The following is a 25460-nucleotide window of genomic DNA, read 5'->3' on the forward strand; positions in this document are numbered from 1 at the left end:
TCATCCATGCCGGCGTTGTAACGCGCCCACCAGCTATTACCGCTAGTCCGGCAGCGACGCGGGCACGTCAGCCGGGCACCTAATCGCATCCCTTTTCCGCCGCACCCTTGCGCGTTGTTAAGTAACTCATTTAGCTTCTCAGACAGGCCTCAGAAAAAGGCGCGTCCATGAGAAGGGTTCGTCGCGATGTCTCGTCACCGCAGCAAGGTTGTGGGCAGCAAGGTTGTCGGTATCGCCGCGTTCTTGGCGATCGCCCCGACCGCCCCGACCGCTCATGCTGATTTCGACGACATGATGGACGTGTTGTTCACGCCGTTCGTCACCACCGAAGGCGCCCTTGACGGTGACGCCCTGTTCGACACCACCGCATGGGACACCTTCTTGTCCTCCGCACACTGGGACGCCGCCTTTGCCGCACTGTCCGAGCCCAGCCCCGCTCTGGCCTTCGACCTGTACACCGGCCTGCACGACATCGCCGAGAAGTGGATCGAGAGCGACCTCGGCATCCAGGTCAACGGCGCCATCAACACCCTGTTCGGCTCCACGGTCATCGGCAACGGCGCCGACGGCACTGAGGACAACCCCGACGGCGGCGACGGCGGCTGGCTCTTCGGAGACGGCGGCGCCGGCTGGAACAGCACCACCGACGGCGTCGCCGGCGGCCACGGCGGCTCGGCGGTCGGGCTCTTCGGCAACGGCGGCGCCGGTGGTGACGGTGGAGCCGGTGCCGTCGGCGGCGACGGCGGTGCCGCCGGCTGGCTGTGGGGCAACGGCGGCCACGGCGGCGACGCCGGTGACGGCGCCACCCTGGCCGGGCTGCCCGCACTGGGCGGCGTCGGCGGTGTGGCCGGCCTGCTCTATGGCACCCACGGCGAGGTAGGCCACTACGGCGCACTCCCGGGCGGGATCACCGGAACGGTCGCCCCGCCGGTGGAGGTGTCCAACGGCTGGCTCACCAACAGCGACGGCCAGGTCGTCATGTGGCATGGGCTCAACCAGGTCTACAAGGTCGCCCCCTACGAGCCGTCCGCCGGCGGGTTCAGCGACGACGATGCCGCCTTCCTGGCCGCCAACGGCTTCAACGCCGTACGCCTGGGCGTGATCTGGGCCGGGGTGGAACCAGAACCGGGGGTCATCGACTACGGCTACCTCGCGTCGCTCCAACAGACCGTCCAGATGCTGGCCAACCACAACATCGTCGCCATCCTCGACATGCATCAAGACCTCTACAGCGGCAGCCTGGGCGGCGACGGTGCGCCGGACTGGGCCGTCTTGACCGGCGGGCTGCCCAACGTCGAGGCAGGCTTCCCGGGCAGCTACTTCGTCAGCCCGGCGCAGAACCACGCTTGGGATGCGTTCTGGGCCAACTCCAACGGACCCGACGAAATCGGGCTGCAGAACCACTACGCACTGATGTGGCAGGCCGTCGCCAACTACTTCAAGGGCGAGCCCAACGTGGCGGGCTACGAGATCATGAACGAGCCCTGGGCAGGCACCCAAACCCTGGGCAGCCTGTTGGGCAACCCCTACTTCGACGCCCAACAGCTGACCCCGTTCTACAACCAGATCACCGAAGCCATCCGCTCCGTCGACCCGAACAAGACGGTGTTCTTCGGACCCACCACCCTCGAGGCCAGCCTGCCGGTGCCGAACCACCTGGGCACGGTCGACGACGACAACACCGTCTTCTCGTTCCACCACTACTGCATGGTGAATGCGCTGTTCCCGACCCTGAGCTTCGGCTGCGACTGGAACGCCGACGTCTCGTTCGGATTCGCGATGGACTACGCACAGGAGCACAACATTCCGGCGTTGCTCAGCGAGTTCGGCGCCACCAACAACATCCCGGCGATCAACGCCGGAATGAACGCCGCCAATCAGCATCTGATCGGCTGGACCGAATGGGCCTACACCGGCGGCGACATCACCAGTACCTCACCCAACGATCAGGCGCTGGTATACGACCTGACCAAACCGCCGGACGGCGACAACGTCAACTGGGACAAACTCGACGCCCTGTCCCAGCCCTACCCGCAGGTGATCTCGGGCATTCCGACTTCCTGGTCGTTCTCGGGCGGTGTCTTCTCCTTCAGCTACTCCACCGACCAGGCCGACGGCTCCGGGGCCTTCGCAGCCGGATCGCAGACCACCATCTCCGTTCCGACCAGCCAGTACCCCAACGGCTACAGCGTCAACGTGACCGGCGGGCACGTCACCTCCGGACCCAACGCGTCGCAGCTGATCATCACCTCGGACTCCGGCGCCTCCACCATCAAGGTGACGGTGACCGCGGCGTAATAGCGAATCACTTCGGGTTGGGTCGACAGCTGCTGCCCTCGCGCGCCCTACCGTAACCTTGCGCAGGGTAAGTAACTCGTTTACCTTCTCAGACAGACTTCAGCATCGGCCGTTGTCCATGAGAAGGGTTTGTCGGGATGTCTCGTCACCGCAGCAAAGTTGTGGGCAGCAAGGTTGCCGGAATCGCCGCGTTTTTGGCGATCGCCCCGATCGCCCCGACCGCTCAGGCTGACTTCGACGACATGATGGACGTGCTCGCCACCCCGTTCGTCACCACCGACGGCGCGCTCGACGGTGACGCCCTGTTCGACGCGGCCGCGTGGGACACCTTCCTGTCCGCCGAGCATTGGGACGCCGCCTTCACCGCGCTGGCCGAACCGGGCCCCGCCTTCGCCTTCGCTTTCGACCCCTATGCCGGGCTGTACAGCCTCGCCGAGAAGTGGATCGACAGCGATCTGGGCATCCAGGTCAACGGCGCCATCAACACCCTGTTCGGCTCCACGGTCATCGGTAACGGTGCCGACGGCACCGAAGACAACCCCGACGGCGGCAACGGCGGCTGGCTCTTCGGTAACGGCGGCGCAGGCTGGAACAGCACCACCGACGGCGTCGCCGGCGGCCACGGCGGCGCCGCCGTCGGAATCCTCGGCAACGGCGGCGCGGGCGGCGACGGCGGTGCCGGTGCCGTCGGCGGCGACGGCGGCGCTGCGGGCTGGCTGTTCGGCAACGGCGGCGACGGCGGGAACGCCGGCGACGGCGACACCGCCAGCGGACTACCCGCACTCGGCGGCGTCGGCGGTGTGGCCGGCCTGCTCGACGGAACCCACGGCGCCGTAGGCCACTACGGCGCCCTGCCCGGCGGCATCACCGGAACAGTCACGGCACCTGTCGAGGTCACCAACGGTTGGCTCACCAACAGCGACGGCCAAGTCGTCCTACTGCGCGGACTCAACCAGGTCTACAAGATCCCGCCCTACGAGCCGGCCGCCGGCGGCTTCAGTGAGGAAGACGCGGCCTTCCTGGCCGCGAGCGGCTTCAACTCGGTCCGCCTGGGCATCATCTGGGCCGGCGTGGAACCGCAGCCCGGCGTGATCGACTACGACTACCTGGCCTCGGTAAAGGAGACGGTCGAGATGCTCGGCCGCCACAACATCGTTGCGATCCTCGACATGCACCAAGACCTCTACAACGAGGAGTTCGGCGGCGAGGGCGCTCCGGATTGGGCCGTCCTCACCGGCGGACTGCCCAACCCGCTCCTGGGCTTCCCGGGCACGTACCCGCTGAACCCGGCGCAGAACTTTGCCTGGGATTCGTTCTGGGCCAACGACAAGGCACCCGACGGCATCGGGCTGCAGAATCACTACGCGCTGTCGTGGCAGGCCGTGGCCAACTACTTCAAGGGCGATCCCAACGTCGCCGGCTACGACATCATGAACGAGCCGTGGGCGGGCACCCACGCATTGGGCAGCATTTTGGGCAACCCCTACTTCGACGCCCAGCAGCTGACCCCGTTCTACAACCAGATCGACGCCGCGATCCGGTCGGTCGACCCGAACAAGACCGTCTTCTTCGAGCCGAACACCCTCTTCGGCAGCCTGCCGGTCCCGACGCACCTGGGCACGGTCGACGACGAGAACTCGGCCTTCTCGTTCCACCACTACTGCGTCACAACGTCACTCATCCCCGGCTCGAGCTTCGGCTGCGACTGGAACGCCGACATCGTGTTCGGGTATGCGTCGGAATACACCCAAGAGCACAACATCCCAGGCTGGCTCAGCGAGTTCGGTGCGACGAACAACCTCGGAGCCATCGGGGCGAGCCTGACTGCCTCGAACAAGTGGCTCTTCGGCTGGTCTGAGTGGGCTTACACCGGCGGTGACATCACCAGCGCGTCACCGAACGATCAGGCACTGGTGTTCGACCTGAGCAAGGCGCCGGTCGGGGACAACGTCAACTGGGACAAGCTTGACGTCCTGTCTCAGCCCTACCCGCAGGCGATCTCCGGCATCCCGACCTCGTTGTCTTTCAACAATGGAGTCTTCTCCCTCAGCTACTCCACCGACCAGGCCGACGGATCCGGATCCTTCGCCGCCGGATCACAGACCACCATCTCAGTGCCACCCAACCAATACCCCAACGGCTACACGGTCAATGTGACCGGCGGACACGTCACCTCCGGACCCAACGCGTCGCAGCTGATCATCACCTCAGACGGCGCCTCGACCATCAAGGTGACCGTCACGGCGTCCTAGGCGTTCTAGGCACCCTAGGGCCGCGGGCGCTCGGGCAGCGGTATCGGCGGTGCGCTGGCGCGCACCGTCTGGCGAACCTCGCCGAGGCCCTGCACCTGCAGAGTCACCACGTCACCGTCGCTCAGCCAACCCGGAAACGGTTGCGGCAGGGCGGGATCGAGGTGTTCGAGCAGTGTGCAAGAGGGTACGGTGCCGGACCCGAAGACGTCACCCGGCTCCAGCGGCACCCCGCGCGATGCATAGCTGATGATCTCGCCGAAGGTCCAGTCCATGGCCTCGGTCGACCCGAGGCCCACGATCACGTCGTTGACGATCGCGGTGACGTGCAGGCTGAGTCTGCCGTTGCGGCGGTAGGGCTCCAGCTCGTCGGGGGTGACCAGGTAGGGCCCCAGCGTGACCCCGCTGTCCTTGCCCTTGGCCTGCCCGATGGCCAGCACCCCCTCCTGAGCCTGCAGGTCCCGCGCCGACCAGTCGTTGAAAATGGTGTAGCCGATGATCGCCTGCTCGGCTTGCTCCACCGACAGGTTCGCCCCGGCCGTGCCGATGACCGCGGCGACCTCCAGCTCGAAGTCCTGGCAGACACTGCCGGGTGCCATGGGGACATCGTCGTAGGGACCCAGAACCGTTGCCGGGCAGGCGAAATAGAATGCCGGTATTCGATACCAGGTGTCGTCGAGCTCGCGGCTGCGTCCGGTCGCGGCCAGGCAGTTGCGCATGTGGTCCAAAAAGCACAGGCTGTCGCGGATCGACGGCGGACGCGGGATCGGCGCCATCAGCGCCGCCTGGTCGGCCCGTACCGTCGCCGACGGGGCGTTCAACGCCCGTTCGCCGGCGTCGCGCAGTCCGTCGGGGCCGAGCCGGATCAATTCCAGCAATGTCACACCGGGCGGCAGCGCATGGATCACGCCCTCGTCCAGCACTCCCGTGCGCTCACCGTCTTCGCTTCGATAGGTCACCCATCGCACCGGTCAATCCTCACCCACCACATCGTCGGGGGCCTTATCGGGCCGCAGTCCACGCCAGCTGGGCTGACGCAGTCGGCCATCGCCGGTCCGCTCGCTGAAGCGCACCTCCCCCACCACGGTCGGCTCCACGAATGTGACGCCCTTGGCGTCCGCCGTGGGAAGCGGTGCCCCGAAAGGTGATTCACCGGCACGCAGCGGCACCAACATCTTCTTCAGGGCGGCCAGCTGACGCTCGGTGAAACCGGTACCGACCCGGCCGACAAAACGCAGGCCGTCACCGTCGGGAATGCCCATCAGCAGCGACCCGATCCCCCCGCTCGTGCCTTTCCGAGCGCTCTCCCTTCTGGCCCGCCAGCCGCCGATCACCACCTCCTGGGTCCGCCAATACTTCTCCTTGACCCACGCCGTCGAACGACGCCCGGCCTGATAGGGCGAATCCCACTTCTTGGCGACCACCCCTTCCCAGCCCAGCCGGCGAGACTGTTCGAGCGCCTTCGCGCCGTCGGGCGTCAGGAGGTCTTTGACCACCAGATCGGTTCCGCGCGCAAGGGTTTCCAGGAGACGGCGACGATCCCGATAGGCCACCCGCAGCAGCGGGCGCCCGTCGAGAAAGAGCAGGTCGAAAGCCCAGAACTGCAGGCGGGCCGAACGGGCGCTGTTCTGCATCTCGGCGAAGCTGGGCACACCGCGGTCGTCGAGCGCGACGAGTTCACCATCGAGCACCACGTGGTGCTCGGCCAAGTCGGCGGCCGGAAACGGCAGCTGCGGGTATTCGCCGGTGACGTCGCGTCCGCTGCGGGCACGCAATCGGACCCGGCCGTGGTCGGCGTCCACCAACAGCCGGTACCCGTCCCATTTGCCTTCGAAAGCCCACTGGCCGGCGTCCAGGCGCGTCACCGAGCCGTGGGTGGCCAGCATCGGCGCCAGCTCGCTGAACGTGAATGCCTGCTGGTCTTTCATCCGGTGCGCCAGCCACTGATCTCCGCCGGTACGGATCAGTGCGTATCGCCCGGAGATCCGGCTGCCGGCCAGTACGACGATCACCTCCCCCTTCTCGGGGGTGTCCTCGAACTTCTCGGTCACGTAGGTACCCGAATCCCAGATATTCACCGTGCCGGCGCCGTACTCGCCCTTGGGGATGGTGCCTTCGAAGCGGCCGTACTCCAGCGGATGGTCCTCGGTGCGTACCGCGAGATGGTTGACCGACGTCGTGTCCGGGAGGTTCTTGGGCACCGCCCAGCTCACCAACACCCCATCGCGCTCCAGCCGGAAGTCGTAGTGCAGCCGACGGGCGTGGTGCTCGTGGATGACAAAACTGTTGCCCTCCCCTGGCGCTGGTGCCGCGGCCGGGACGGGTTCGGGAGTCCGGCCGGCATCACGCTTGGACCGGTACACCGACAGTCGATCCTGCCCGGTCAGGGGGTGATCCAGGCCGGCCAACAGATCGCCGTCGCGGCCGACGCGGTCCAGCACCTCGTCAAAGCGCAGCTGCCGCAGGTCCGGGTCGTCCAGCTCGGCCCAGGTACGTGGGGCGGCGACCGTCGGATGGTCGCGGCCGCGCAGCGAGTACGGCGCGATGGTGGTCTTGGCCGCGTTGTTCTGACTCCAGTCGAGAAAGACCTTGCCGGCCCGCAGCTTCTTGGCCATGGTCGCGGTCACCAGCTCCGGCAGGCCGCTTTCGAGTTGTTGCGCAACACGTTTGGCCACCGTGGCGGCACCGGTGCTGCTCACCGGACGCTCGAGAGCGGCGTACAGGTGCAAGCCCTTGCTGCCGCTGGTGACCGGGAAGGTGTCCAGGCCGAGCTCGGTCATCAGGTCGCGGATGGCGCGCGCCACTTCGGCGAGCTGGCTCATCGTTACGCCCTCGCCGGGGTCGAGGTCGAATACCAGCCGCGTCGCCAGTCCTGGCTTGAGCACCTTCCCGCCGTGGGACCACTGCGCCTCGAAACGCCACTGCGGAACGTGAACTTCCAGAGCCGCCTGCTGGGCGATCCAGGCCAGGCCGTCGAGATCCTCGATGATCGGATAAGTGGTGACGCCGGAGCGATGCTGAATTTCAGCGCGGGCCAACCAGCCCGGCGCCGAAGTGGCGAGCTGCTTTTCGAAGAACGACCCCTGATCGACACCGTTGGGCCAGCGTTTGCGCGTCACCGGCCGCCCCGCGATGTGCGGCAGCATCACTTCGGCGATCCGGGTGTAGTAGCCGTAGACCTCGGCCTTGGTGGTGCCCGTGGCTGGGTAAAGCACCTTGTCGGCGTTGGTCAGCTTGACCCGGGTCTGGACGGACTCAGCGGCCATCTCACCAACCTACGTCGCGCCAAAGCAGGTTATCGGCACTCTCGCGTGGGCATACTGGCCTCATGCGTTCCATCTGGAAGGGTTCGATCGCATTCGGTCTGGTCAACGTGCCGGTGAAGGTCTACAGCGCCACCGAAGACCACGACATCAAGTTCCGTCAGGTGCACGCCAAGGATCACGGGCGGATCCGCTACCGGCGGGTGTGCGAGGAATGCGGGGAAGTCGTCGACTACGGCGACATCGCGCGGGCCTATGAATCCGATGACGGCCGGATGGTGGTGATCACCGACGACGACATCGCGAACCTTCCCGAGGAGCGCGACCACGAGATCGCGGTGCTCGAGTTCGTCCCCGCCGGCGACCTGGACCCGATGCTCTATGACCGCTCCTACTTCTTGGAGCCGGCCACAAAGTCGATCAAATCCTATGTGCTGCTGGCCAAGACACTTGCCGAGACCGATCGGGTGGCGATAGTTCATTTCACGCTGCGCAACAAGACCCGGCTGGCGGCGCTGCGGGTCAAGGATTTCTCCAAGCGCGACGTGATGATGGTGCACACCCTGCTCTGGCCAGACGAGATCCGCGACCCGGACTTCCCCGCACTGGACACCAAGGTGGAGATCAAGCCGGCCGAGCTGGAGATGGCCGGGCAGGTGGTCGACTCGATGGCCGACGATTTCGACCCCGACCGGTACCACGACACCTATCAGGAGCAGTTGCAGGAGTTGATCGCGGCCAAACTCGAAGGCGACGAGGCGTTCACCCCCGAGGAGCGCCCGGCTGAACTGGATGCGACCGAGGATGTTTCCGACCTGCTGGCCAAACTCGAAGCCAGCGTGAAGAAGCGGTCGTCCGCCGAGAAGACCCCGGCCAAGAAGACGGCCGCGAAGAAGGCTCCGGCGAAAAGAGCGGCGGCCAAGAAGTAACGGGCTTAGCTGCTCGCAGTCACCGCGGGCCGCTGACGCACCCGTTGCGGCCACCAGAACCAGCGTCCGAGCAGCGCCGCGACGGACGGCGTCATGAACGATCGCACGATCAACGTGTCGAACAGCAGGCCGAGCGCGATCGTGGTGCCGATCTGGCCGAGGATCCGCAGGTCGCTGAAGATAAACGAGGCCATGGTCGCGGAAAACACCAGCCCGGCGGCGGTCACGACCGAGCCCGTGCCCCCCATTGCCCGGATGATCCCGGTGTTTATGCCGGCGCCGATCTCCTCGGAGAACCGCGAGATCAACAGCAGGTTGTAGTCCGAGCCCACCGCCAGCAACAGAATGACGGCCAGGGCCAACACGATCCAGTACAGATGGATGCCGAACAGGTACTGCCACACCAGCACCGACAGCCCGAACGAGGCGCCCAGCGAAAGCGCCACGGTGCCCACGATGACGATCGCGGCGACCAGGCTGCGGGTGATGATCATCATGATCAGCAGAATCAAGCTCAGTGCGGCGATTCCGGCGATCAGCAGGTCGTAGCGGGCAGCGTCGGCGATGTCCTTGTAGGTCGAGGCGGTGCCGGCGAGATAGATGTGTGAGCCCTGCAACGGGGTTCCCTTGACCGCTTCTTTGGCGGCATTGCGAATCGAATCGATGTGCGCGATGCCCTCGGGGGTCGCCGGATCACCCTCGTGGGTGATGATCATCTGCGCCGCTCTGCCGTCCGGCGACAGGAACAACTTCATCCCGCGTTTGAACTCGGCGTTGTCGAACGCTTCGGGCGGCAGGTAGAAGGAGTCGTCGTTCTTGGCTTCGTCGAAGGCCTGGCCCATGGCGGCCGGGTTGTCGTTGGCGGCGGCGGACTGGTCGCTGATCCCGGAGTTGGTGGCGTAGTTGTTCAGCGCCAGATCGCGGTTGACACGCTGACTTTCGATCTGGGACGGAATCAGCTCCACCAACTGCGGTTGCAGGGCGTCCAACTTGTCCAAGGTGGTCGTGAGCTGTCCGAGTTTCTCGCTGAGCTTGTCGATACCGTCCTGCAGGTCGAACACGTTGCGCAGCGCCGCACACACCGGGATGTCGTAGCAGTGCGGTTCCCAGTAGAAGTAACTGCGGATCGGACGGAAGAAGTCGTCGAAGTTCGCGATCTGGTCACGCAGATCGTTGGTGAGGTCGACGGTGTCGTGAAAGCTCTGGGTCTCGGAGTGGGTGGCGTCGGCCAGCTGCTGCTGCAGCGCGTATTGCTGTTCCAGCGTGTGGATCGACTTCTCGGCTTCGGCCGCCTGCTTGAGCAGATCGGCCGCCCGATCCATCTGGTACTTCAGATTCTGGGTCTGGGCGACACTGCCCTGGCCGACCGAAAACGGTATCGACGTGTGCTTCAGCGGTGTGCCCAACGGGCGTGTCATCGACTGCACCTTGGCGATACCCGGCGTGTGGAACACGGCCTTGGCGACGCGTTCCAAGACCAAGAAGGACGCCGGGTTACGCAGGTCGTGGTCGGCTTCGATCATCAGCAGCTCGGGGTTCAGCCGAGCTTGCGAGAAGTGGCGTTCGGCGGCCGCGTACCCGATGTTGGCCGGGGCACGATCCGGCATGTAGATACGGGCGTCGTAGCTGGTCTTGTAGCCCGGCAGAGCCAGCAGCCCGATCAGGGCCACGCCGCACGCCACCACCAGGATCGGCCCGGGCCACCGGACGATGGCGGCACCGATCCGGCGCCAGCCGCGGGTCCGCATCGCCTGGGTGGGCTCGAAGAATCCGAACCGACTGCCCAGCGTGAGCACCGCCGACGTCAGGGTGAGCGCGGCGATCAGCGCGACGAAAATGCCGATGGCGGCGGGCAGCCCCAGGGTGTGGAAGTAGGGCAGCCGGGTGAAGGTCAGGCAGTACACGGCACCGGAAATGGTCAGGCCCGAACCGATCACGACGTGGGCGGTGCCGCGGTACATGGTGTAGAAGGCCGTCTCGCGATCTTCACCGGCCGCGCGCGCCTCCTGGTAGCGGCTGATGATGAAGATCGCGTAGTCGGTTCCCGCGGCGATCGCCAGCAGGGTCAGCAGATTCGTTGAGTACGTGGATAATCCGATGATCTCGCGGTAGCCGAGGAACGCGACGAATCCACGCGCGGCAGCCATCTCGATGGCCACGGTGAGCAGCGCGAGCACGGTGGTGCCGACCGAGCGGTAAACCGCGAACAGCATGAGCGCGATCACCAGGAAGGTGATCGCGGTGACCTTGTTGGTGCCCTCGCTGCCGACCGAGAACTGGTCGGCGACCAGCGGGGCCGCGCCCGTGACGTAGGCGTGAACGCCGGGCGGCGCCGGCGTCTGCTCGACGATGTCGCGGACGGCGGCCACCGACTCATTGGCCAACGTCTCGCCCTGGCTTCCGGCCAGAAACACCTGCGCCAGTGCCGCTTTCCCGTCGTTACTCTGCGAACCGGCGGCAGTCAGCGGGTCGCCCCAGAAGTCCTGGATGTGCTGGACGTGACGGGTGTCGTCCGCAAGCTTGGCGACCAGGGTGTCGTAGAACCGGTGGGCGTCGGCACCCAGCGGCGCCTCGCCTTCGATGACGATCATCGCCGCGCTGTCGGTGTCGTACTGCTGGAACACTTTTCCGATGCGCTTCGCCGCCTGATACGACGGCGCGTCGTGCGAGCTCATCCCCACGTTGTGGGCTTCGGCCACGACCTCCAGTTGCGGCACGAGGCTGTTCGTCACGGCGGCCAGCGCCACCCAGAACAGCACGATCGGCAGCGCCAGTCGGCGGATGGTGCGTGGCCAGAACGGCGGCCGGCCGGACTCGCTCATCCGGACTTGTCCAGGCAGTAGATGTAGGCGCTCACGGCGTTCGCGGTCCTCTCGTCCTTGAGCTCGCCGTCGATCACGATGCGACAGCCCAGTGTGTCGCCGTTGCCCTGTGCCCGCAGATCGGCGATGACGGCCGGCTCCGTCGTCGTCGCCTGATATCTCCAGGGCAACGGGGCATCGATGACCTGCACAGGAGCGGCATTGACATCGAGATAGTTGATGGTGGCCACCGCCCCCGGTGCGCCGAAGACCTCGTAGACGACGTCCTTGGGGTTGAACGGGACGATGTCCTCGGCGGCGTCACTACTGGTCGACGTGGTGTCACCCGAGCCGAAGATGCCGTGCAGTCGGTATACGCAGAACGCCGCGACGGCGACTACCGCGACCGCCACCAGAACCATCCACCCGCGCCGGACCAGGAGGAAAAGCGACGGTCTCTTCACCGGAAGCCTCCCGGTATCGGTGGGCTGCTCGAATGAAAATGAGCGTACGGTACCGAACCGTACGGTTCAATAGCGCGCCGCGCCCCGATGTCGCGCGAGGCGACGTCAGTCGGCGCGGCGGGTAAGACCCGGCAGAACCACCTGATCGACGAGGTCGGCCACGGTATGCGCCGTGGGCATCCGGCCCGAGACCAGGGACCGGAAGATCAGATATCCCGGCAACACGTCCCACAGGTCGTCGTCGATGGCGTCGGCGCCGATCTCCCCGCGGTCGACGGCTTGCCCCAGAATGTGCAGGACCAGCGCCTTGCGCTGATCGACGAAGTTGCTCTGCATCACCTCGTTCAGCGCCGGGTTCCGCGACACCTCCACCAGAACCGCACGCAGCGTGCCGGCATGCTGCGCGACCTGTTGGCAGACCAACTCGCCCAGTCGCAGCAGATCGCCACGCAGCGTGCCCGTGTCGGGCGGGACCGCGACCTGGCGGATGCCCTCGGTGAACGCGGCCAACACCAACTCGGCCTTCGACGGCCAACGCCGGTACACGGTGGCCTTGCTCGCTCGCGCGGCCGCCGCGACAGCATCAACCGTCAGCCGGTCGTAGCCGTTCTCCTGCAGCAGCGCCAGGGTGACTTCCAACAGCTCGACCTCACGCGGCGACCACGTCGGGGCGCCCGCAATGTCGATGTCCTGGCTCACGGCATCAACCATAGAATGCCGCCGACGTAACCCACGGGACAACGCCCAACGACGAATTAGAACGTGTTGCAGAAAACTGCTTCACGGCGTTGTCAATCCTTGTTACGGTGGCGCGGTGATATTCGACAAATTCCGAATCGACAACCAAACAGCCGTGGTCACCGGCGCTGGCCGGGGCTTAGGCGCCGCCATCGCGGTGGCATTCGCCGAAGCCGGCGCCGACGTGGTGATCGCATCGCGCACCCAATCCGAACTAGAGGCCGTCGCGCAGCAGGTCCGCGCGGCGGGTCGTCGTGCCCACATCGTGGTCGCCGATCTGGCCCACCCCGAGGAGACTGCCAAGTTGGCCGCCGAAGCGGTCGAGGCGTTCGGCAGGCTCGACATCGTCGTCAACAACGTCGGCGGAACCATGCCCAACACCCTGCTGACCACGTCGACCAAAGACCTCAAAGACGCGTTCACGTTCAACGTCGCCACCGCCCATGCGCTGACCATCGCGGCGGTGCCGCTGATGCTGGAGCACTCCGGTGGCGGCTCGTTCATCAACATCACCTCCACCATGGGCCGGGTGCCCGGGCGCGGATTCGCCGCCTACGGCACCGCCAAGGCCGCGCTGGCCCACTACACCCGGCTGGCCGCACTGGACCTGTGCCCGAAGATCCGCGTCAACGCCATTGCCCCGGGATCGATCATGACCTCGGCGCTGAACGTGGTGGCCGCCAACGAAGAGCTGCGCACCCCGATGGAGAAGGCCACGCCGATGCGTCGTCTCGGTGACCCCGAGGAGATCGCGGCCGCCGCCCTGTACCTGGCTTCCCCGGCCGGTAACTACCTGACCGGCAAGGTGCTCGAAGTCGACGGCGGCATCACCTTCCCGAACCTTGACCTGCCCGTCCCGGACCTGTGAGGAACTGCTGACTTATGACCATTCGTGTTGCTCAGATCGGCACCGGCAACGTCGGTGTCCACGCACTGAAAGCGCTGATCACCAACCCCGAGTTCGAACTGACCGGGGTGTGGGTGTCCTCGGACGCCAAGGCCGGTAAGGACGCCGCGGAACTGGCCGGCGTGGAGACGGCGACCGGCGTGACCGCGACGACCGACCTGCAGCAGGTGCTCGACACCAAGCCCGACTGCGTGGTCTACACCGCGCTGGCCGACAACCGGCTGGTCGAGGCGCTGGAGGACTTCAAGCGCATCCTGAACGCCGGCATCAACGTCGTCGGCAGCAGCGCGGTGTTCCTGCAGTACCCGTGGAACGTCATCCCCGCGGAGATGCTGACCCCCATCGAGGACGCCGCCAAGGCCGGCAATTCGAGCTTGTTCATCAACGGCATCGACCCGGGCTTCGCCAACGACCTGCTGCCCCTGGCGCTGGCCGGTACCTGCCAGAGCATCCAGCAGATCCGCTGCATGGAGATCGTCGACTACGCCACCTACGACAGCGCGGCCGTCATGTTCGACGTGATGGGCTTCGGACAGTCGATGGACGAGACCCCGATGCTGCTGCAGCCCGGCGTGCTCAGCCTGGCGTGGGGTTCGGTGGTGCGCCAGCTCGCAGCCGGCCTGGGCCTGGAACTCGACTCGGTCGAGCAGTCCCACATCCGGGTGCCCGCGCCGGAGGACTTCTCGATTTCCTCGGGTGACATCGCGAAAGGCACCGCCGCGGCGTTGCGGTTCGAGGTACGCGGGATGGTTGACGGCAAGGCCGCCGTGGTCCTCGAGCACGTCACGCGGCTGCGCGAAGACCTGTGCCCGGACTGGCCGCAGCCGGCCCAGGAAGGCGGTTCGTACCGCGTCGAGGTGACCGGGGAGCCGTCGTACGCGCTGGACCTGTGCCTGTCCAGCCCCAACGGCGACCACAACCACGCCGGCCTGGTGGCCACCGCGATGCGGGTCGTCAACGCGATTCCCGCGGTGGTGGCGGCCGAGCCGGGCATCCGGACCACGCTGGACCTGCCGCTGGTCACCGGCCGCGGCCTCTATAACGCCGGCTGACCACAGCGGCGCCGTGACCGCGGACCGTCGGCGAAATTCCGGTTACCCTGACTTTCCTGTTCGTTAATCCGGATGGAAAGGGTGTCGGTGGCCGCAGACACCGCGGTTCGACTGAAGCCGGGCTGGGCATTGCTCGGCCCGGCTTTCGTCGCTGCGATCGCCTACGTTGACCCGGGCAACGTTGCCGCCAACGTCAGCGCGGGAGCGAAATTCGGTTTCCTGCTGGTGTGGGTCATCGTCGCGGCCAACATCATGGCCGCGCTGGTGCAGTACCTGTCGGCCAAGCTCGGATTGGTGACCGGACGCTCGTTGCCGGAGGTGATCGGCGCCCACAGCCGAAAGCCGGTCCGGATCGCCTATTGGTTCCAAGCCGAATTGGTAGCCATGGCAACAGATCTCGCCGAAGTGGTGGGCGGTGCGATCGCGTTGAACCTGATCTTCGGACTACCGCTGGTGCTTGGCGGCCTCATCACCGGGGTGGTGTCGATGGCGCTGCTGGCGGTCGGTGACCGGCGCGGGCCGCGGGTTTTCGAGCAGGTGACCAGCGGGCTGCTGATCATCATCGCCATCGGATTCCTGGCCAGCCTGGTGGTCGCCCCACCGGCGCCCGCCGACGTCGCGGCGGGCCTGCTGCCCCGCTTCGACGGCACCGAGAGCGTGCTGCTGGCCACCGCTATCCTCGGCGCGACGGTGATGCCGCACGCGGTGTACCTGCACTCAGGCCTGGCCCGCGATCGGCACGGCCAGCCCGAACCCGGATCGGCGCGACGGCGGCTGCTGCGGGTGACGCGCTGGGACGTGGGCCTGGCGATGCTGGTGGCCGGAACGCTGAACCTGGCCATGCTGGTGGTGGCCGCCAACAACCTGCGCGGCATGGACGACGCCGGTTCCATCGAGGGTGCACACGCCGCGGTCGGCAACACCCTGGGGCCGACAGTCGCACTGTTCTTCGCGATCGGACTGCTGGCCTCGGGATTGGCGTCGACCTCGGTGGGCGCCTATGCCGGCGCGATGATCATGCAGGGCCTGTTGCGGGTGTCGGTTCCGCTGCTCTGGCGCCGGTTGATCACGCTGGGCCCGGCGCTGGCGATCCTGGCCCTGGGAATCGAGCCCACCCGGGCACTGGTGATCTCGCAGGTGGTGTTGTCCTTCGGCATCCCGTTCGCGCTGGTACCGCTGATCCGGGTGACCGGTGACCGGGCGCTGATGGGTGCCGATGCCAACGGGCCGCTGACCTCGGCCCTCGGTTGGGCGATCACCGCGGTGATCGGGACGCTCAATGTGGCGCTGATCTATCTGACCGTGCGCTAGGTGTACTGACCTGACGGCTCCACCTTTCCTGCCGAGCGTTCTTTCGACGTTAACTCCTGCGCCGCCACCCTTCCCGCCCACGTCGATAACCGCTCCTAGCGTGACTATTGCGCGTTCGTCGTCGAAGTAGTTCGTCGTCGAAGGAGTTGATGGGCTAATTGCATCCGATTGCGCCGACGTGGCTGGCTTCGCCGCCCGAGGTCCATTCCGCATTGCTGAGCAGTGGACCGGGCCCCGGGGCACTGATCGCCGCCGCGTCAGCGTGGTCATCATTGAGCTCTGAATACGCCTCGGCAGCGGCGGATTTGAACACCACCTTGGGCACCGTTCAGGCCGGAATCTGGATGGGACCAAGCGCAGAACGCTATGTGACTGCCCACCAACCATATTCGGCGTGGCTCATGCAGGCCAGCACCGACAGTGCGCGCGCCGCCGCCCAACACGAGATCGCCGCGGCGGCCTACGCCGGCGCTTTGGCCACCATGCCGACTATGGCCGAGCTGGCGGCCAATCACGCCACGCACGCGATCCTGGTGGCGACGAACTTCTTCGGTATCAACACCATCCCGATCGCAATCACCGAAGCCGACTACACCCGGATGTGGATCCAGGCCGCCGTCACAATGGGCACGTATCAAACGATTTCGGACACGGCATTGGCCGCCGTGCCCCGCACACCGTCGCCGCCGCCGATCTTGGCGTTCGAGAGCGACGGCGGCGACGATGACGGCGGCGCCGGCGGCAACCCGGCCGACGCCCTCGCGGCCCTGTACGAAACCCTGGCGATTTTCCTTGAGATCGCCGACATCCTGGACGGCCCGATCATCGCGATCATCGTGGAGATCGTGAATCGCATCATCGAGGCCATCAACGCCGCGGCATCCCAGGTCGCGAACGTGCCACCCATGGCGCCGGTGATCGCGGCCGTGGCAAGACCCGTCACCGTGGTCGCGGCAAGGGTGCCGGCGGTGCTCATGGCGCCACCCCCCGATGACGTGCCGGCGGCGGGATTTGCGCCGGGCTCGCCGACTCCCGCCACCTCGGTCACTGCCACCACCCCGACTCCCGCCACCCCCGCCCTCATCCCGACAGCCGTAGCTATCGCTCCGGCGGTCCGCGCGGCGGCACCGTCTGGCCACGGTCCCGACAAAGGGTTCGGCCCCACGCTCAATGACCGGGAAACGGCGCCCGCCGCGGGCGTTCGGACCCGGAAGGCCGCCTCGAGCCCAGCGCGTCGCCGACGCCGCACCGCGGCCAAGGAGCCCGGCGCCACCATGGCCATGGACTCCGAACCACTCGTACCCGATGCACCAGCGCCCCCACCGTCGACGGCGGCGTCCGACCGTAACGCGGGCGCCTTGGGCCTGGCCGGAACCCACTCGCGAGGCAGCGGGGAACCCGCAACCGGCTTGGCGACGTTGGACGAGGACGCCTTCGGCAGCGGCCCGACGGTTCCGATGCTGCCCACCACCTGGACCGCGGAGCCGAAACCACCGTCCGGTTCGTAAGTTTGTTAAATAGACTAATTAATTGCTAGACTAAGCAAATCGCCCTGTCCATCACCTCAAGGAGCGCTCAATGGCACGCACCGACAACGACACCTGGGACCTGGCCACCAGCGTGGGAGCCACCGCGACGATGGTCGCCGCCGCCCGGGCGATCGCCACCAACGCCGACAATCCCCTGATCGACGACCGCTTCGCCGAGCCACTGGTCCGGGCGGTCGGCGTCGACTTCTTGACCAAATGGGCCGGCGGGGAGCTGGCGGGCACCGATCTCGACGACCACGAGTCCGGCTGGAAGCTCGGGCAGATGCCCGATGCGATGGCCGCCCGCACCCGCTTTTTCGACGCATTCTTCGCCGACGCCACCCAGGCCGGCATTCGCCAGGCAGTGATCCTCGCATCGGGTCTGGATGCACGTGCCTACCGACTGACGTGGCCCTCCGGCATGACGATCTTCGAGATCGACCAACCCGCGGTGCTGGCATTCAAGACCGCGACGCTGGCCGACTTGGGCGCCGAGCCCACCGCCGATCGCCGCGGCGTCGCCGTCGACCTGCGAGATGACTGGCCGGCCGCGTTGATCGAGGCGGGGTTCGACCGCACCCAGGCCACCGCATGGATCGCGGAGGGACTGCTCGGCTATCTCCCGCCCGAAGCACAGGACCGGCTGCTGGACAACATCACCGCACTGAGTGCCGACGGCAGCCGACTGGCCACCGAGGCCATTCCGAACATCTCGGCGGCCCAGCACGAGCAGGCCAAGGAGATGATGCGCAGCGCCACCGAGAAATGGCGAGCGCACGGCTTCGACCTGGAGTTCTCCGAGCTCGGATACGAAGGTGAGCGCAACGACGTCGCCGACTACCTCAACGCCTTGGGCTGGACCTCGACGGGCCAGACCATGACCGAGTTGCTGACGCAGTACGGACGTCCGACGCCCGCACGGGGCGCCGACTCGGTGTCGATGGCCGACACGACCTACTACACCTCGATCAAGGGCTAGGCGGAGACGGTCTCGCGCGCCTTGGCCTTCTCTTCGTAGTAGGTGGCCCGCTCGTCGACCATCTTCATGAAGCCGATCACCTGCTCGCGAGCCTCGTCGCCCGCAGCACCGAAGTCGTTGCGCTCTTGGATCTTCCAGAAACGCAGCACCGGCTGGATGACGTCGTCGTGGTGGATGCGCAGGTCGTAGATGCCGGCCTTGGCGATCAGGATCGCGTTCTCCTGGAAACCGGGCATGTTCATCCCGGGCATTGAGAAGCCGAGCACCTCGTCGCGGATGGCGCACATCGCCTCGTCCGGGGCGATGTCCAGGGCCGCCTGCATGAGGTTGCGGTAGAACACCATGTGCAGGTTCTCGTCGAGTGCGACGCGGGCCAGCAACTGATCAGCGAGGGGGCATCCGGAGGCCTTGCCGGTGTTGCGGTGCGACACCCGGGTGGCCAGTTCCTGGAACGACACATACGCCAGCACCTGCAGCGCGGACTTACCCCCGGCGTCATAGCCGGCGACGGTGTGCTGCATCCGCATGGTCTCGAGGTTCACCGGGTCGATACCGCGGGTGACGATGAGGTAGTCGCGCAGCGCGATGCTGTGGCGGCCCTCCTCGGCGGTCCACTGGCCCACCCAGGTGCCCCAGGCGCCGTCACGGCTGAAGGTGGTGGCGATCTCGCGGTGGTAGGACGGCAAGTTGTCCTCGGTCAACAGGTTCACCAGCAAGGCAGCCTTGGCGACCGGGTCCAGCGGCGAGTCTTCGGGGACCCAGTCCTCGCCTCCGAGGAACGCGAAGTCGCGCCCCTTGCTCCATGGCACGTAGTCGTGCGGCAGCCACGGCTTGGCGGCCTTGAGATGCCGATTGAGGTTCTGCTCGACAATCGGCTCCAGCTCATGAAGCAACGCCGTCTGGACATTTACCATCGCTTTTAGTCCCCTCCCTGATCGACAGGTGGGCTGTCGCTTGGCCCCCCAGCCAACCTACGGTCCCGTAGGTTTGGTCCCACGTTAGGCAGCCACGCCGACCCGTGTCAACCGTTAACTTAGCTGCCTCGGTGCATTCCGTGCTGAAAATCCGCTTTCCCACCAGCCGCAGCAGCCGCCGAGCCTGGGGTAAAAGGCGGCGACCCGCTAGGGCGCCTCTCGGCCTTCCGACTGCCGCTTGAGCCCGTCAGCCTCCATGTCGACGTAGCGACGAATACGACCGCCGGCGAGCAGACCGGCCAGCCAGGCCATCGGACCGGTCAGGGTAAAAGTCAGCACGGCCCGCACCCCCGACCCGGTCGGCGACAACTCGTGGAAGCCGGTGAAGCGGATGCCCGCCGTCGACGCCGTCCAGGTGAAGGAGCGCTCGTCGACCAGTTCGGTGACGGTCCACACCATCGGGCGACCAGCGGGCTGCCGGACACGGGCGGTACTGCCGACTCGCAGCGGACCCGAGTCGAGGCGGGTGATCTCACGCATCGATGCCGTCCAGTCCGGCCAATGCTCGACATCGGTCAGAACGGCCCAGACGGCGCTGGGACGAGCCGCGATGGGATCGGTGCGGGTGTACTGCATCGGCGCCCCCTTCCCCTCAACGGCACGCTACCCAAGTTCGGCGGCCACCCGGGCACGTTCGCGCATCGAGGCGACCACTCCCCCGTCGGCAAGGATGTCGGCGCCGGTGAGGTACCGGCACTTGTCGCCGGCGCAGAAGGCGAACAGCTCGGCCATCTCCTCGGCCGTACCCCACCGCGGGATCAGCGCGTCGGGCATCATCAGGCCCACCCCGGCCTTCTCTTCGCGCCGGCCCATCTCGGTATCGATGTTGCCTGGCGACACCGACACGATGCGCAGCCCGCGCCCGCCGAAGCGTTCGGCCTGCGAGGCGCAGTACCACTTCACGAAGGCCTTGCTGACCGTGTACGAGAAGCCCGAGCGCATCTGCTCGGGTGCGTTGTTGCAGTACGCCGTCATCGCGGCCACGAAGGCGTCGCCGTCGCTGTACGCCAGCGGGAACTGCTTGGTGGGGTACGCCTTGTCGGGCAGCAGCTGCGCGGCCATCGAAGCCACGTTGACGATCACCGCGCCGTCGGGCGCGACGTCGTGGAACACCTCGTTGACGACGAGGGTGCCGAACGCGTTGATCCGCATGACGAACTCGGCGTCGCCCATGCTCGGGCTGACCCCGGCGGTGTGGATCACCGACGCCAGCGGCCCAAGGCCCGATGCGGTGTCGAACAGCCGCATGACCGCGTCACGATCGGTGACATCGCAGTTGACGGCGGTCGCGGCGATACCGAGTTCGGAGAGCGCGACCTGCGCGGAGTCGAGCCGCTCCTGCCGGACATCGCACAGCACCACCGTGTGATCTCGGCCGAGGATCTTGGCCGTCGCCAGGCCCATGCCGCCCGCGCCTCCGGTGATCACTGATACTGAAGCCATAACTGGACGGTAGACGGCTGCGCATCAGTGCCGGTCGACTGGGTGATGCGGAGAGTCGAAATGACCGATCTGTCAGGCAAAGTGGCGCTGGTAACCGGTGCGTCGTCCGGCCTGGGCGCCGCGACTGCCCAACTGTTCGCCGCCTGCGGTGCGACGGTGTTCGGGTTGGCGCGCGACGCCGAGCGGTTGGCCACGGTGTTCGCCGACGTTCCCGGCGGGCAGTACGCCCCCACCGACATCAGCACCGCGGCAGCCTGTGCTGCGGCGGTCGAGCAATGCGTCGCCCAGTTCGGCCGGCTCGATGTTCTGGTCAACGTCGCCGGCGCCCATCAGATGCGCCACACGCAGGCCGTCACCGACGACGAGTGGGCCCATGATCTGGCGGTCAACCTCAACGGGCCGTTCTTCCTGTGCCGCGCGGCGCTGCCGCACCTGCTGGAGACCGCCGGCAATATCGTCAACGTCGCCTCGATCGCCGGGGTGGAAGGGCAGGCGTACTCGGCGGGCTACTGCGCAGCCAAGCACGGGCTCGTCGGGCTCACCCGGGCATTGGCCGTGGAGTTCACCGCGGAGAAGCTGCGCGTCAACGCGATCTGCCCGGGCGGGATGCTGACCCCGCAGGTGACCAACTTCCAGCTTCCCGAGGGCGCCGACGTCAACCTGATCATGCGGGTGGCTTCGCCACGCGGGATGAGCGCCCCGAGTGACGTCGCCGAGGTGATCGCCTTTTTGGCCAGCGATGCCGCGGCCGCGGTGCACGGCGCGGTCTATATGACCGACAACGGGAAAACGGCCGGGTAGGCGGTCGCGACATCACCCGCCGTTGTCGGACGGCGGCGCTAGCGTGCGCGTCATGGAACCGAAACCGGACCCTGCTGCGACACGTCCCGTCCTGCCCGAGGGTTATGGATTGCCAAGTTCAGCGGAGGGCTTGTTGAGCTGGTCAGACGTGGAACAGCGACTGCTGGCCTCACAGCACTATTGGTTGAGCACGGTACGCCCGGACGGCACCCCGCATTCGGTGCCGCGCTGGGGCGTGTGGCTCGACGGCCGGTTCTACTACGACGGCGCGCCAACCACCCGCCACGCACGCAACCTCCAAGGCAATCCGGCCTGCACGCTGACGCTCGAAAGCGGTACGCAGGTGGTGATCGTCGAGGGCGTCTCCACCGCGACCTCGGCAGACCCGGACGGCCTCGGCGCCCGGCTCGCGACCGCGTTTGAGAAATACCACCCGCAGTACGCTCCCCGCCCCGATGCCTGGTCGGGGCAGGACGGCGGCGGACTGCGCATGCTCATCCCCCGGCGAGCACTGTCCTGGTTCGCGTTCCCGACCGACTGCACCCGCTTCACCTTCTGACCGAGGTCCGCGTTTGGCATCCGTGGCCCGGCGAGCGGATTAGCATCCGCGGGTATGGCGCAGCGAGCACGGATGCGCACGGCATTGCCGCCGCAGCGGCAGCCAACCCGTATCTGTCGGCGGCAAAGTACGGCATCACTCACATCGACTCCGCACCGTCGGACAGCTTCGACGATCCGATCCCGCGGGGGCACCTTTCACCTCGACCGCTACCCGAGCTGCCGGCGGTCCGGTCAACATCATCACGCCGGCGCCCCACCGATCCGAACTTCCGGTGGGTGTCCTCGAGCTCGGGTGCGCGCTACGTCGAAGCTCCTGGGGTGCAACCGATTTCCACGCAGCAACTCGATGCGGTGCTGAGCCAGCAATGCACCGACGTCGGCCAGGCGATGTGGTGTCCACCTCGATGGTCCCGGCCGTATCCGCGACCTCGGGAATCGTCTTCCTCAACGGCTACACCGAAGGTGACGGCTGGGAGGTGACCGGGCTGGATTGGCAGACCGGGGAGACGGTGCACCGCACCATCTTCGGCCAGTCGAATCTGGGCAACGGCGCGTACGCCCTGATCGAGGGACTGCCCAACGGGGACCTGCTGTTCAACAGCGTGGGTGGACCACTGCGCGCAACGATCGCGCAGTAGCCGACCGGGCTGCTCAGCGCAGCGGCAATCCCGTCAACGCCCGGGCGATGACCAGCCGCTGGATCTCACTGGTGCCCTCGAAGATGGTGAAGATCTTCGCGTCGCGGTGCATTCGCTCGACCGGGTAGTCGCGGGTGTAGCCGTTGCCGCCGAGAATCTGGATCGCCTCGTCGGTGACATAGACGGCGGTCTCGCTGGCGAACAACTTGGCCATCGAGCCCTCGGCGTTGTCGAAGGCCTTGTTGTTACGTCCCATCCAGCCGGCCCGCCACACCATGAGCCGGGCGGCGTCGATGCGGCTCTTCATGTCCGCCAGCTTGAACGCCACCGCCTGGAACTCGCCGATCTTGCGACCGAACTGCTCACGCTGGCAGGCGTATTCGAGGGCGTACTCGTAGGCGGCGCGGGCCACGCCGACCGCCATCGCGCCGACGGTCGGTCGGGTCCGTTCGAAGGTCTTCATCGCGGCCTGTCCCCCGGCCGACGCACCGGACTTGACCCGGGCGACGCGCTCCTCGAATTTCTCCCGGCCACCGAGGATCATCTCCTCGGGCAACCGGACGTTGTCGAGCACGATCTCGGCGGTGTGCGAGGCCCGAATGCCGTGCTTCTTGAACTTCTGTCCCTGCGCCAGGCCCGGAGTGCCCGGCGGGATCACGAAGCTGGTCTGTCCGCGCGAACCGAGTTCGGGATAGACCGAGGCGACCACGATGTGCACGTTGGCGATGCCTCCGTTGGTGGCCCAGGTCTTGGTGCCGTTGAGCACCCATTCGCGGGTCGCTTCGTCGAAGCGAGCACGGGTCCGGATCGCACCGACGTCGGAACCGGCATCGGGTTCCGAGGAGCAGAACGCCGCGACCTTGGGGTCATCAGCGGTGCCGAACATCTCCGGCAGCCACTGGCCCAGCTGTTCGGGAGTTCCGTTGCCCGCCAGGGCTGCGGCGGCGAGTCCGGTGCCCAGAATCGACAGGGCGATGCCGGCGTCGCCCCAGAACAGCTCCTCGAACACCGTCAGCATGCCGATTCCGCTCGGTTCGGCGGCCTGGGTGGCGAACAGTTCCGGTGAGTACAGGCCGATCTTGGCCGCCTCCTGGATGACCGGCCACGGCGTCTCTTCGCGCTCATCCCATTCGGCGGCTGCCGGGCGGACGACCTCAGCGGCGAACTGGTGGACCCAGTCCCGCACCTCGATCACGTCATCGCTGAGCTCTACCGAGAACGACATGACTACTCCTGGAAGGACTGGGCGGACGCCACGGGACAGTACCGGCTTGATTGTGACACCTCGCCCTGGCAGCGGTCAGGCAGCGTCAATTAACACGACACTCATCGACCGGGCCGGTGTAGCATTCCGATAGGCGATGAAGCCCGCCTCAACCGCCGCCTTCGGCTAATGGCTTCTACCCCGATCTAGTCGTGGTAGAAGGCGGTGCCGGATGATCCGCAGCAACTTCCCTTCCGTCGCGATAAGACCGGATTTCGGCGCACTTCCCCCAGAAGTCAATTCCGGGCGTATATATCTCGGCCCGGGCTCCGCCCCGCTACTGACCGCCGCAGGTGCCTGGGGCGCGCTCTCCGACGAGCTGTCGATCGCCGCAAACGGCTACACCTCGGTCGTTTCGGAACTGACCAGCCTTGCCTGGCTGGGACCGACATCGGTGGCGATGGCCGGGGCGGCAACACCGTTCGCGACCTGGCTGCATGAAACTGCCGTCGTCGCAGCCGAGATCGCCGGGCAGGCCCGAGCGGCGGCCGCTGCCTACGAGTTGGCCTTCGCGATGACAGTTCCGCCACCGGTGATCGCCGCCAACCGCACGCTGCTGCTCACCCTGGTCGCCACCAATTTCTTCGGGCAGAACACCGCAGCGATCGCCGCCACCGAAGCGCGCTACGCGCAGATGTGGCTCCAGGACGCCACCGCGATGTACGTCTACTCCGAATCATCGGCAGTCGCATCGACGTTGCCGGGGTTCAGCGATCCCCCGCGCACGACCAATCCGGCCGCTACCACAGCCCAACAGATCCAGACGGTGTTGTCGTCACCATTGGCGCAGATCCTCGAACACGTCCCGAACGTGACCAACTCCGTGCTGTCCTCGGCAAACGCCGTCACCTCCGGCCGCGGAATCTCTGTCATCAACCTGCGGCTCGCGGCGCAAGAGACCGTCGGGCCGCCCTCGCCGATTCGGTTGGTTGCCCGGCAGGCCGCAGCACTCCCCGCGCTCGCAGCCTGGGGACGGGCCAGGCCGATAGGAACGCTCTCCGCGCCACCGTCCTGGTTCGCCGCGGCACCCGAGGCACGGCCGGTTGAGCTGGCGCTGACGGATTCGGTGGTGAGCACCGCCCCGGCCGACTCGGCCGACCCCGCCGGCCGCGGCACCGTCTTCGGCCAGTCAATGCTGGGAACGCTGGCCCGGAACGAGCCCCGGTTCTCGCGCGCCAAAAGCAAACCGATCATCGTGCGTTCTCCGGCCGCCGGTTAGCGCACGTCATCCCAGAACCGATCAGGAAAGGATTCGTGTG

General features: G+C 66.7%; 21 protein-coding genes, 2 pseudogenes and 1 riboswitch. Of the genes and pseudogenes, 13 read left to right on the top strand and 10 right to left on the bottom strand.

Going from position 1 to position 25460, the window contains the following annotated elements:
- Positions 1-186: 186 nt before the first annotated feature.
- Positions 187-2298, top strand: a complete 2112-nt coding sequence (locus ACJH71_RS00530; RefSeq protein WP_406756098.1) for a cellulase family glycosylhydrolase — start codon at positions 187-189, stop codon at positions 2296-2298.
- Between the two features lie 137 nt (positions 2299-2435).
- Positions 2436-4550: a cellulase family glycosylhydrolase gene (locus ACJH71_RS00535; RefSeq protein WP_406756099.1), complete on the top strand. Its 2115-nt coding sequence runs from the start codon at positions 2436-2438 to the stop codon at positions 4548-4550.
- Positions 4551-4567: 17 nt separating this feature from the next.
- Here ACJH71_RS00535 and ACJH71_RS00540 read toward each other — a convergent pair.
- A pseudogene (locus tag ACJH71_RS00540) lies at positions 4568-5515 on the bottom strand (fumarylacetoacetate hydrolase family protein); the annotation flags it as partial.
- A gap of 3 nt (positions 5516-5518) precedes the next feature.
- Positions 5519-7813, bottom strand: a complete 2295-nt coding sequence (locus tag ACJH71_RS00545) for an ATP-dependent DNA ligase (protein WP_406756100.1) — start codon at positions 7811-7813, stop codon at positions 5519-5521.
- Between the two features lie 62 nt (positions 7814-7875).
- Between ACJH71_RS00545 and ACJH71_RS00550 the strand changes: the two genes are divergently transcribed.
- Entirely contained in the window at positions 7876-8739 is an 864-nt protein-coding gene (locus tag ACJH71_RS00550; protein WP_406756101.1) for a Ku protein, read from the top strand.
- 5 nt (positions 8740-8744) lie between these two features.
- Here the strand turns inward: ACJH71_RS00550 and ACJH71_RS00555 are convergent, their stop codons facing one another.
- From ACJH71_RS00555 to ACJH71_RS00565, 3 genes are all read right to left on the bottom strand, one after another.
- On the bottom strand, positions 8745-11561 hold the full coding sequence (locus ACJH71_RS00555; RefSeq protein ID WP_406756102.1) for an RND family transporter: 2817 nt from the start codon (positions 11559-11561) through the stop codon (positions 8745-8747).
- On the bottom strand, positions 11558-12004 hold the full coding sequence (locus ACJH71_RS00560) for an MmpS family transport accessory protein (protein WP_406756103.1): 447 nt from the start codon (positions 12002-12004) through the stop codon (positions 11558-11560). The genes ACJH71_RS00555 and ACJH71_RS00560 overlap by 4 nt, the downstream gene beginning before the upstream one ends.
- Positions 12005-12109: 105 nt before the next feature.
- The gene (locus ACJH71_RS00565; protein WP_406756104.1) at positions 12110-12715 is read right to left on the bottom strand and encodes a TetR/AcrR family transcriptional regulator; all 606 of its coding nucleotides are present in this window, start codon (positions 12713-12715) and stop codon (positions 12110-12112) included.
- Positions 12716-12818: 103 nt separating this feature from the next.
- Here ACJH71_RS00565 and ACJH71_RS00570 point away from each other — a divergent pair, with 103 nt between their 5' ends.
- The 3 genes from ACJH71_RS00570 to ACJH71_RS00580 all read left to right on the top strand — a co-directional run bounded on the left by ACJH71_RS00570 (position 12819) and on the right by ACJH71_RS00580 (position 16012).
- Positions 12819-13610 (top strand): SDR family oxidoreductase, encoded by a 792-nt coding sequence (locus ACJH71_RS00570; RefSeq protein WP_406756105.1) that lies wholly within the window; start codon positions 12819-12821, stop codon positions 13608-13610.
- A gap of 14 nt (positions 13611-13624) precedes the next feature.
- Positions 13625-14701: a diacylglycerol kinase gene (locus ACJH71_RS00575; protein ID WP_406756106.1), complete on the top strand. Its 1077-nt coding sequence runs from the start codon at positions 13625-13627 to the stop codon at positions 14699-14701.
- A 72-nt stretch (positions 14702-14773) separates the two neighbouring features.
- Positions 14774-16012 carry an Nramp family divalent metal transporter gene (locus ACJH71_RS00580; protein ID WP_406756107.1) on the top strand — a complete coding sequence of 413 codons (1239 nt, stop codon included), beginning with the start codon at positions 14774-14776 and terminating at the stop codon, positions 16010-16012.
- Between the two features lie 154 nt (positions 16013-16166).
- Here the strand turns inward: ACJH71_RS00580 and ACJH71_RS00585 are convergent, their stop codons facing one another.
- Entirely contained in the window at positions 16167-16328 is a 162-nt protein-coding gene (locus ACJH71_RS00585; RefSeq protein ID WP_406756589.1) for a hypothetical protein, read from the bottom strand.
- Between ACJH71_RS00585 and ACJH71_RS00590 the strand changes: the two are divergent.
- The 3 genes and pseudogenes from ACJH71_RS00590 to ACJH71_RS00600 all read left to right on the top strand — a co-directional run.
- Positions 16255-16710 (top strand): annotated as a pseudogene (locus tag ACJH71_RS00590) (PPE family protein); the annotation flags it as partial. The gene ACJH71_RS00585 and the pseudogene ACJH71_RS00590 overlap by 74 nt on opposite strands.
- A 582-nt stretch (positions 16711-17292) precedes the next feature.
- Positions 17293-17520 (top strand): hypothetical protein, encoded by a 228-nt coding sequence (locus ACJH71_RS00595; RefSeq protein WP_406756558.1) that lies wholly within the window; start codon positions 17293-17295, stop codon positions 17518-17520.
- 70 nt (positions 17521-17590) lie between these two features.
- The gene (locus ACJH71_RS00600) at positions 17591-18520 is read left to right on the top strand and encodes a class I SAM-dependent methyltransferase (protein WP_406756108.1); all 930 of its coding nucleotides are present in this window, start codon (positions 17591-17593) and stop codon (positions 18518-18520) included.
- Here ACJH71_RS00600 and ACJH71_RS00605 read toward each other — a convergent pair.
- The 3 genes from ACJH71_RS00605 to ACJH71_RS00615 form a co-directional block, all read right to left on the bottom strand.
- A complete protein-coding gene (locus tag ACJH71_RS00605; protein ID WP_406756109.1) occupies positions 18517-19434 on the bottom strand; it encodes an acyl-ACP desaturase in 918 nt (305 codons plus the stop codon). The two genes, ACJH71_RS00600 and ACJH71_RS00605, sit on opposite strands and share 4 nt — an antisense overlap.
- 207 nt (positions 19435-19641) lie before the next feature.
- Positions 19642-20070 (bottom strand): SRPBCC family protein, encoded by a 429-nt coding sequence (locus tag ACJH71_RS00610; protein WP_406756110.1) that lies wholly within the window; start codon positions 20068-20070, stop codon positions 19642-19644.
- Between the two features lie 27 nt (positions 20071-20097).
- Entirely contained in the window at positions 20098-20937 is an 840-nt protein-coding gene (locus ACJH71_RS00615; protein WP_406756111.1) for an SDR family oxidoreductase, read from the bottom strand.
- Positions 20938-20997: 60 nt separating this feature from the next.
- On the opposite strand from ACJH71_RS00615, the gene ACJH71_RS00620 reads away from it, so the two are divergent.
- The 3 genes from ACJH71_RS00620 to ACJH71_RS00630 all read left to right on the top strand — a co-directional run bounded on the left by ACJH71_RS00620 (position 20998) and on the right by ACJH71_RS00630 (position 22937).
- On the top strand, positions 20998-21738 hold the full coding sequence (locus ACJH71_RS00620; protein WP_406756112.1) for an SDR family NAD(P)-dependent oxidoreductase: 741 nt from the start codon (positions 20998-21000) through the stop codon (positions 21736-21738).
- Positions 21739-21790: 52 nt separating this feature from the next.
- Positions 21791-22297: a pyridoxamine 5'-phosphate oxidase family protein gene (locus tag ACJH71_RS00625; protein WP_406756113.1), complete on the top strand. Its 507-nt coding sequence runs from the start codon at positions 21791-21793 to the stop codon at positions 22295-22297.
- A gap of 394 nt (positions 22298-22691) precedes the next feature.
- Positions 22692-22937: a hypothetical protein gene (locus ACJH71_RS00630; protein ID WP_406756114.1), complete on the top strand. Its 246-nt coding sequence runs from the start codon at positions 22692-22694 to the stop codon at positions 22935-22937.
- A 13-nt stretch (positions 22938-22950) separates the two neighbouring features.
- Here ACJH71_RS00630 and ACJH71_RS00635 read toward each other — a convergent pair whose 3' ends face one another.
- On the bottom strand, positions 22951-24162 hold the full coding sequence (locus ACJH71_RS00635) for an acyl-CoA dehydrogenase family protein (RefSeq protein WP_406756115.1): 1212 nt from the start codon (positions 24160-24162) through the stop codon (positions 22951-22953).
- Between the two features lie 123 nt (positions 24163-24285).
- Positions 24286-24347: riboswitch (Fluoride riboswitch) on the top strand.
- 26 nt (positions 24348-24373) lie between these two features.
- On the opposite strand from ACJH71_RS00635, the gene ACJH71_RS00640 reads away from it, so the two are divergent.
- The gene (locus ACJH71_RS00640; protein ID WP_406756116.1) at positions 24374-25420 is read left to right on the top strand and encodes a PPE family protein; all 1047 of its coding nucleotides are present in this window, start codon (positions 24374-24376) and stop codon (positions 25418-25420) included.
- Positions 25421-25460 lie beyond the last annotated feature (40 nt).

The organism is Mycobacterium sp. SMC-15 (assembly GCF_045310925.1).
Taxonomy (GTDB): Bacteria; Actinomycetota; Actinomycetes; order Mycobacteriales; family Mycobacteriaceae; genus Mycobacterium.